1 protein-coding gene is annotated in these 1,683 nt (G+C 38.0%); it reads right to left on the bottom strand.

The window, feature by feature from the left end:
* Nucleotides 1–206 precede the first annotated feature (206 nt).
* Nucleotides 207–1,526, bottom strand: a complete 1,320-nt coding sequence (locus tag D1643_RS10915; RefSeq protein ID WP_015075518.1) for an IS1380-like element IS1678 family transposase — start codon at nucleotides 1,524–1,526, stop codon at nucleotides 207–209.
* Nucleotides 1,527–1,683: the final 157 nt, after the last annotated feature.

Genomic DNA, 1,683 nt, shown 5'->3' on the forward strand with positions numbered 1-1,683 from the left:
AATCCTGAATAATTCATAGCTTTAATTCTTTGGTACATTTTATTGAAATATGTATCACTAATATCCCTATCAACTGATTTTGACTAAAAAGTTACTTCAAACATTCACTGTTCAAAAATATTGAGGAATAAATTTTGGGTGTAAGGCATTTTGAGCATACTTCTCCCTGGATAACTTCCCAGTAAAAAAATCGTTAGATTGTTGGATTAGATCCATTGACTGGCTCGCCTCAGGCGAGCAAAGACCCTGTAGAATTCATTCTGATACACATGATAACTAGATAATTTGAGATAGACTCGTCTACCCGTTTGGACTAATTTCCCAGCAACTTTCAGAAACTTCAATCGAATAGAATGAATGGTCATTCCCTTTTGGACTTCTTCAAAGCCAATCGTTCTTAAGAAGTTGACTAAGTTGTAAGCTATCAAGCTGAGCATCATTCGGACATGATTCTCCAAAAAGCGAGGACTGTCTGTCTTGTCAAAGTAAAAGCCAGCTTTCGCTTCTTTAATGAAGTTCTCCATTGTGCCACGTTTGGCATAGAGAGAAAAGATGGTATCAGGAGAAACATTTTCTGATAGATTCGTCACGATAAACTCATGTCGAAAGAGTAGTTCGCCCGCTTCACGTGTTGAGCGTATACACACGCGACGACTTTGTGACCAGGATTGTGCTTGATAAGTGGTGGAGAAGTACTGAACTTCTCGTTCTTCCCACTTTTGATTATCGCCATAAAGTACTGATTTCTCAGCTATTTGACCTAGTCTACGATTATTCTTCAGTCGAATAACATAATGACTCTTTTTTGATTCACACGAATCATACACACCAGGTGTAGCGAACCCGCTGTCTCCACGAACCAAGATGTCAGTGTTTGGTAGAGAGTGATTATAGTGCTCTAATAAAGGTGTGAGAAACTCCTTTACGCCTTTTGATGTATATTGATTTCCTGAACGTAGTTCAGCTTTTAAGAAGTCACCAGTCAATCCGTCAAAAGCTACCAATGGATGATAACCATAGGTTTGGTAGTGGGTATTATAATCCGTTTGTTCTTGGTGACCAAATGTATCTGAATGGGTCGAATCTAAATCAATGATTAATTCCGTATCATTACGGATGAGGCGTGCTTTATCAATAAGTTCTTGGTTCAAAGCTTGAAGTTCATGGATATTCTCCTCAGATAGTCGATCTAAAAATCGAGAAAGTGAAGATTGAGAAGCGAGTTCTTTCCTATCTAAAACAGCTTTAAACACAGGATCTTGTCTCAGGAGATTAGCTGCAGAATCAGCTGAGTAACCAGCAATTAATTGCATAATGAACTGCTCAAGTATGGATAAGTTGTCATGAGTAAAATATGCTCGTTCGTCTTCAATGTGAATGTGTTGCTTAGCCAGTTCAGAAAAACCGAAGGTGTTCATCAGCTCTTTCACTAGGACGAGACCCGAATCACTCGATAATTGACCACCTGTATGAGAAATAGTGATATTTGAATTGAATTTTACTTGGTTTTTGTGTAAGCTAGTCATTAGAAGAACTCCTTTCTTTTGGTTGGTTTAGTCACTTTAACCATAGCAGAAAGGGGTTCTTTTTTCATCACTTAACGGGTGAAGATGAAAAAGTAATTGTAAGCTGCCGTGAGGCAGTTTCACATGGTTTTAATTAAAAGTATGAATTATTCAGGAT

This window comes from Enterorhabdus sp. P55, assembly GCF_009911695.1.
GTDB lineage: Bacteria > Actinomycetota > Coriobacteriia > Coriobacteriales > Eggerthellaceae > Enterorhabdus.